The organism is Catelliglobosispora koreensis DSM 44566 (assembly GCF_000379685.1).
GTDB classification, from domain to species: domain Bacteria; phylum Actinomycetota; class Actinomycetes; order Mycobacteriales; family Micromonosporaceae; genus Catelliglobosispora; species Catelliglobosispora koreensis.
In genome coordinates, this window is sequence record NZ_KB903274.1 from 1 (window position 1) to 1,654 (window position 1,654).

General features: G+C 62.6%; 3 protein-coding genes. 1 reads left to right on the top strand and 2 read right to left on the bottom strand.

Annotated features, from left to right (window positions below; all coding sequences use genetic code 11):
* The coding region (locus tag A3E1_RS42015) for a dihydrofolate reductase family protein (RefSeq protein WP_040391803.1) at positions 1-253 on the top strand (253 nt) is incomplete at its 5' end.
* Positions 254-362: 109 nt separating this feature from the next.
* On the opposite strand, the gene A3E1_RS47370 is transcribed toward A3E1_RS42015, so the two are convergent.
* Together A3E1_RS47370 and A3E1_RS47375 are read right to left on the bottom strand one after the other, a co-directional pair.
* Positions 363-776, bottom strand: a complete 414-nt coding sequence (locus tag A3E1_RS47370) for a hypothetical protein (protein WP_157631734.1) — start codon at positions 774-776, stop codon at positions 363-365.
* Between the two features lie 475 nt (positions 777-1,251).
* A partial coding sequence (locus A3E1_RS47375; RefSeq protein ID WP_020523633.1) for a hypothetical protein occupies positions 1,252-1,654 on the bottom strand: 403 nt, incomplete at its 5' end.

The window sequence follows — 1,654 nt, forward strand, 5'->3', positions numbered from 1 at the left end:
TGTTGTCACGATTTTGAAGAAGGAGTCCGCCATACCCCTACGATCGCACGGGAGCCTGTCGATGAACCGTGCCCTAATGGCAGCCGGCCTGGTCGATTTTGTGCACTTAACGATCTTCCCCGTGATCACCGGCCAGACAGGTACAGACCCGATCTTCAACGGTGCGGCCGACTTCGACCTGCAGCTAATCGAAAGCCGGACTTTCGACGGCAACATTCAGGAACTCATCTACCGGCCCACCCTGCACCGCTGAACTCTTTTGCGGCTGCACCAAGGGTGGTGTCAACGACTGATGCTTGCCCGCGCGGGCACATCTGCTTAGGGAAGACGCTAATACCCCATTCACCATCCCGGCAACGACGTCACGGGCTACCGGCACCCGCAGGCGCTGTTGCCGGGATTCTGCTTTCCTCGTCAGGCTCACCGATTGGCTGGGCACGGCCGATCAGCGTCATCACCGTGGCGCCCGCTGGACCAGTCGGCGCCGGTAAGGCCGCGATGGTGGCTTTGCCGCCAGCCGCGCGGCAACCATTTGAGTGTTGCCAGCCGTCCTGGCCGGTCAGACCTCGTGCAACACAGGCCGCTGTCAGCCCACGGCCAGATCTTCGGCGCCAGCATCGAGGAGGTGCAGCGGACTCGTCTTTGAGGAATTCGATGTCGGTGGCGGCGAAGCTCGTCATGGGGCGTTCGCCCCACATCGCGGCCATGCGATCCCAATACGTGCCGCACGTGCGGCGGGCACCCGGGCCAGCCGCCGCCTTCACCTGCGCACGCATTCGGCGACGGTGGGCACGTCCATTGTGGACGGTGTGGTTTGCAGATCGGCGTTGGTGATACCGAGCAGCTGGCGGGTGGCGGGGTCAGTGGTCACCGGAGGTCTCCCAGGACACGGCGGTGCACCCGGCCTAGCAGCCGGGCGACGGTACTGGCGGAATGGACAATGAGGATGCCTTGAGTGGACAGTGCGGCCAGCAGCACGTCCTGGCCCGGTGCCAGGCCGCCCGATGGCGCAAATGCACCAAAGCTAGTGTCCGAGGGGGGAGTTGTACCCCAACCACATCCTACGTCTCACTGGGGATCTGTTGTTGCGTTGCCTTTAGCTGCTTCATTTTGGGGCTCGGGCGGGGCAGCTCGTGGGAATCGATCGAGGACTCGTCCTATGTAGTCGTGTCGGCTTGACCGACACGACTACATGCATTTCTGCATTGGAGCCGGATGTTTACCGACGTCTTGTCGCCGGCACCGGTGCGGTTATGCGGCTATTTCAAATAGGGATTGTCCTATGGCGAAGATGCCGCGTTGCGGGATGCGGAATCCGCCGAGTGTGGCTTGCTCGGGTAGCGGTCCGGTGGGGCCGAGGTCGTTACCGCTGATGGATACCTGGATGTGGCTGAGGTACCAGATGCGTGCGGGGTTTGCCTCGAACTGGTGGCCGTTGGGTGTGTTGCCATGCAGGGTGATAGCACCGGCGCCGAGGACTGGCCCGGCGATGGTGGACATGGCCGTCAGCATCCATTTCTGGCGCCAAAGGCCAGGTGGCATGTGGCTGCCCAGGCTGCTGAATATCCGGGTGATGGGTGTCGCGGCAAGCAAGACGTCCCAGTGGAAAGCTCTGCCATCGTCTATAGAGACGATGAGGCGGTTGCTTGCTGGC